The 4814-nt window shown below is 74.0% G+C and carries 4 protein-coding genes and 1 pseudogene; all 5 read left to right on the forward strand.

The genetic code is table 11. The features are described 5' to 3' along the window. Positions 1–959: pseudogene (locus tag CCN29_RS33415) on the forward strand (hypothetical protein); the annotation flags it as partial. Between the two features lie 170 nt (positions 960–1129). After that, a complete protein-coding gene (locus CCN29_RS33420; protein WP_086686235.1) occupies positions 1130–2101 on the forward strand; it encodes an ABC transporter ATP-binding protein in 972 nt (323 codons plus the stop codon). Further along, a complete protein-coding gene (locus tag CCN29_RS33425; RefSeq protein ID WP_006135617.1) occupies positions 2098–2841 on the forward strand; it encodes an ABC transporter permease in 744 nt (247 codons plus the stop codon). The genes CCN29_RS33420 and CCN29_RS33425 overlap by 4 nt, the downstream gene beginning before the upstream one ends. Beyond that, on the forward strand, positions 2838–4013 hold the full coding sequence (locus CCN29_RS33430) for a sensor histidine kinase (protein WP_086686237.1): 1176 nt from the start codon (positions 2838–2840) through the stop codon (positions 4011–4013). Before CCN29_RS33425 ends, CCN29_RS33430 begins: the two co-directional genes overlap by 4 nt. Then, the gene (locus CCN29_RS33435) at positions 4010–4615 is read left to right on the forward strand and encodes a response regulator transcription factor (protein ID WP_031016861.1); all 606 of its coding nucleotides are present in this window, start codon (positions 4010–4012) and stop codon (positions 4613–4615) included. The genes CCN29_RS33430 and CCN29_RS33435 overlap by 4 nt, the downstream gene beginning before the upstream one ends. The last annotated feature ends 199 nt before the right edge of the window (positions 4616–4814 follow it).

Consider the following 4814-nt stretch of genomic DNA (forward strand, 5'->3'; position numbering starts at 1 on the left):
GCAAGGCGCCGAAGAAGAAGGGCCGCAGCAAGCTGGTCCTGCTCGCCACCGGCGTCGTCCTCGTCGCCGGCGTCGCCTACGGCGCGGGCCTGCTGATGAACCGTTCCGACGTGCCCAAGGGCACCACGGTGCTCGGCGTCGAGATCGGCGGCGGCACCCGCGACGAGGCCGTGAAGAAGCTGGACGGCGCGCTCGACGGACGGCTCGACAAGCCGCTGAAGCTGTCCGTCGACGGCAAGACCGTCGAACTCCAGCCGGACAACGCCGGTCTCCAGGTCGACATCGACGCCACCGTCGGCAAGGCCGCCACCAGCGACTACAACCCGGTCAACGTGATCGGCTCGCTGTTCGGCCAGTCGCGCGTCGTCGAGCCGGAGATCCCGGTCGACCACGAGAAGCTCCAGGCAGCCCTGGAGGACGCCGCCGGAGGCGCCGGCACGGTCAAGGAGGGCTCGATCACCTTCGAGTCCGGCAAGGCCGCCCCGGTGTACCCGCAGGCCGGCAAGGGCGTCGACGTCTCCAAGGCCGCCGACGTGGTCGCCGCCGCGTACCGCACGCAGGTGGAGACCGGCACCGCCGCCGCGGTGAACGTCCCGACGACGACCCAGCAGCCGAAGGTCACCAAGGCCGAGGTCGACCGGATGATGAAGGAGTTCGCCGAGCCCGCGATGTCCGACCCGGTCACCGTGCAGACCGACCCGGCGCACTCGGTGCTCATGAGCCCCGAGAAGTCGCTGTGGAAGTTCCTGCGGGTCGAGGCGGTCAACGGCAAGCTCGTCGAGAAGCCCGACCTGAAGGCCCTGGAGAACCTGTACGGCAAGGCCTTCGACGGCGTCCTCATCACCCGCGGCAACGGCGAGAAGACCCCCGTCACCCCGCAGGACGTGTACGGCGCCCTGCGCCAGGCGCTGGTCAGCAAGGGCGACCGCGCGGCCGTCATCGAGACGAACGCGAGCTGACACGGGCCGGCCGGGCCGGCTGTACGGAAGCGGCGCCGCACGGATCCCCGTGCGGCGCCGCTGCCTTCGCCCGGCCGCACCGGCCGGTCCTGGGGACATGACATCCGTCATGCCGGGCTCACGACCGCCGACACTGCCGGGCGCCCGGCCCCGGCCGACACGATGGCCGCATGACAACGACGGACACGGTCGTGTTCGACCGAGTGACCAAGAAGTACGGCGACGTGCGCGCCGTCGACGAGGTGAGCCTCACCCTGCGGCCCGGGGAGACCGTGGCGCTCCTCGGCCCGAACGGGGCCGGGAAGTCCACCACGCTGGACCTGCTGCTCGGCCTGAAGCGCCCCGACAGCGGCACGGTCACCCTGCTCGGGACGAGCCCGCGCGAGGCGATCGTCGCCGGGCGCGTCGGGGCGATGCTCCAGAGCGGCGGGCTGATGGGCGAGGTGACCGTCGCCGAACTGGTGCGGTTCGCCTGCGGGCTGCACCCGCGGCCCCACCCCGTCTCCGAGGTGCTCGCCCGCGCCGGTCTCACCGCGATCGCCGGCCGGCGCGCCGACAAGCTGTCCGGCGGCCAGGCCCAGCGGGTCCGCTTCGCCCTCGCCACCGCCGGCGACAGCGACCTGATCGTCCTGGACGAGCCCACCACGGGCATGGACGTCACCGCGCGGCGCGCCTTCTGGGCCACCATGCGCGACCAGGCCGACCAGGGCCGCACCGTCCTGTTCGCCACGCACTACCTGGAGGAGGCCGACGCGATCGCCGACCGCGTGCTGGTCCTGCACCGGGGGCGGCTGCTGGCCGACGGCACCGCCACCGAGATCAAGGCGAGCACCGGCATGCGGCGCGTCTCCTTCGACCTGCCCGGCGGCACGCACGACGGCACGTCCGTTGCGCTCGACGAGGCCGCGCTGCGCCGGCTGCCCGCGGTCACGGCCGTCACCGTGTCGCCCGGCGGGACCGTGCGGATGCGGTCCTCGGACGCCGACGCCACCGTCCACGCCCTGTACGGGCTGGGCGTCTACCCCCGCAATCTCGAGGTCGCCGGACTCGGGCTCGAACAGGCCTTCGTCGCCCTCACCGAGACGGACGACCCCACCGGGACAGGCGCCCGTACCGGAACCGAGGAGGCCGTACCCGCATGAACGGACTGATCCGGCTGGAGATCCTGCGCGTCCTTCGGAACCGCAAGTTCCAGTTCTTCAGCGTGCTCTACCCCAGCCTGCTGTTCCTGCTGATCGCGGGCACCGCCGACTCCACCGGACCCCTCGACGGCACGGACGGTCTGACCCTGCCCGCGTACCTGATGGTCTCCATGGCGTCCTTCGGCGCCCTGACGGCCGTGCTGATGGGCAACAGCGAACGCATCGCCAAGGAACGCGAGAACGGCTGGGTACGGCAGCTCAGGCTCACGCCTCTGCCGGGCCGCGGGTACGTCCTCGCCAAGACTGCGGCCGCCGCCGTGGGCGCCCTGCCGGCGATCGTGCTGGTCTTCGTCGTCGCGGCCGTGGTGAAGGACGTGCGGCTGGACGCCTGGCAGTGGCTCGCGCTCACCGCGGCGATCTGGGCGGGCAGCCTCGTCTTCGCCGCCCTCGGCGTGGCCATCGGCTACGCGGCCACCGGCGACGCCGTACGCCCCATCACGATGATCGTCTACTTCGGGCTGTCCCTGCTGGGAGGCCTGTGGATGCCCAGCACCACCTTCCCCGGGTGGCTCCAGGACGTGGCAGCCTGGCTGCCGACCCACGCGTACGCCGCACTGGGACGGGCGATCGAACAGCACCACGCGCCGGGCGTCCAGGACGTCACCGTCCTGCTGGCCTTCTTCGTCCTCTTCACCGGCGGCGCGGCCTGGCTGTACCGGAAGGACACCCTGAAGGCGTGAGCGGCATCGGCGTCAACATCGGACAGCGCCCCACGAACCTCAGGCAGCGGGCCGTCAAGGCCCTGTGGACGGCCGTCTGGCTGGTGTACCTGAGCGCGCCCGTCAGCGACCTGCTGCACGGGGGACACCCCGCGGGCGTGCGCGCCCTCGGCTGGCTCGGGCTCGCCGTGTTCGTCACCTGGTACATGCTGCTCGTCTTCCGCGCCGGGCGGGTCGACCGCCCGGCGCCCGTCCTCGGCTCCCTCGGGGTGCTCGCCGCCCAGTCCGCCCTGCTGGCGCTCACGCTCGGCCGCGAATGGCTGGTGCTGTTCGTGTACGTCTCCATCGCGTCCGGCGCCGCCCTGCCCCCGCGCCTGTCCCGCTGGACGGTCCCCGGCGCGTGCGCGCTGATGACGGCCGTCGCGTTCGCCGTGCCGGACGGCCGCGGCCTGCTGTGGGGGCTGCTCGTCCCGGCGGCGCTCGGCGGCTTCGCCATGACCGGCGTACGCGAACTCATCCGCACCACGGTCGCCTTGCGCGAGGCCCGTGCCACCGTCGCCCGCCTTGCCGCCAACGAGGAGCGGCTGCGGCTCGCCCGGGACCTGCACGACCTGCTCGGCCACTCCCTGTCCGTGATCACCCTCAAGAGCGAGCTGGCCGGCCGGATGCTCCCCGACCACCCGGACCGGGCGGCCCGGCAGGTCGCCGACATCGAGCAGGTCAGCCGGCAGGCGCTGGTCGACGTCCGGGAGGCCGTCACCGGCTACCGGCGGCTGCGGCTCGCGGGCGAACTCGACGGCGCGCGGGTCGCGTTGAGGGCCGCGGGAGTCGTCCCCGCGCTGCCCGACCCGGCCGGGCTCGGCGACGCCCCCGAGGACGCCGAGTCCGCCCTCGCCTGGGCGCTGCGGGAGGCCGTCACCAACGTCGTGCGGCACAGCGGCGCCCGGCGCTGCACCGTGGACGTGGTCCGCCGCCAGACCCTCGACGGCCCCGTGCTCGAACTCTCCGTCGAGGACGACGGCACGGGCGGCTCCTCGTACGTCCCCGGCACCGGTCTGCGGGGGCTGGATGAGCGGCTGACCGCCGTGGGCGGAACACTGGACGCCGGGCCCGTCCGGCACGGATTCCGGCTGACGGCCCGCGTACCTGTGGAGACCGCCGCGGAACCGGGGCGGGAAGGGGGAGCCGCGTGATCCGAGTCCTGCTCGCCGAGGACCAGGCGATGGTCCGCGAGGCGCTCGCCGCGCTGCTGGGGCTGGAGGCCGACATCGACGTGGTCGCGCAGGTCGCGCGCGGCGACGAGGTCCTGGCCGCCGCCCGCGCCCACGACGTGGACGTGGCGCTCCTCGACATCGAGATGCCGGGCGCGACCGGCATCGAGGCGGCGGCGCGGCTGCACCGTGAACTCCCGCACCTGAAGCTGGTGGTGCTGACCACCTTCGGGCGGCCCGGCCATCTGCGCGGCGCGATGGAGTCCGGCGCCGACGCGTTCCTCGTCAAGGACGCCCCGGCCGCGCAGCTCGCGGACGCGATCCGCCGCGTCCTGGCGGGCGAACGGGTCATCGACCCCGCCCTGGCCGCGGCGGCCCTCGCCGAGGGCGCCAACCCCCTCACCGACCGCGAACGCGAGGTCCTCCGCGCCGCCGCCGACGGCTCCACCAACGCGGACCTCGCCACCACCCTCCACCTCTCCCCGGGCACGGTCCGCAACTACCTCTCCACGGCCATCCAGAAACTCGCCGCCCGCAACCGCACGGAGGCGGTCCGGATCGCACGGGACAAGGGGTGGCTGTGAGCCGCGCCGGCGCGCTCGGTACGCGGCCTGCCCTGTGCCACGGGGCACCGGTGCGGCGCCGCCTCGGTGGGCCGGGTGCGAACCCGGCGCCGGGTTCCGGTAGGGCCGGGGCATGCCGTCGACGGCGTGCCCGGACCCGTGGGGCACCCCGCGCGTGCCGGCCCGTCGGCCGACGGGACGGCACGCGCGGGGTGCCCCA

Origin of the sequence: Streptomyces pseudogriseolus (assembly GCA_002154585.1) — a bacterium.
GTDB lineage: Bacteria > Actinomycetota > Actinomycetes > Streptomycetales > Streptomycetaceae > Streptomyces > Streptomyces pseudogriseolus.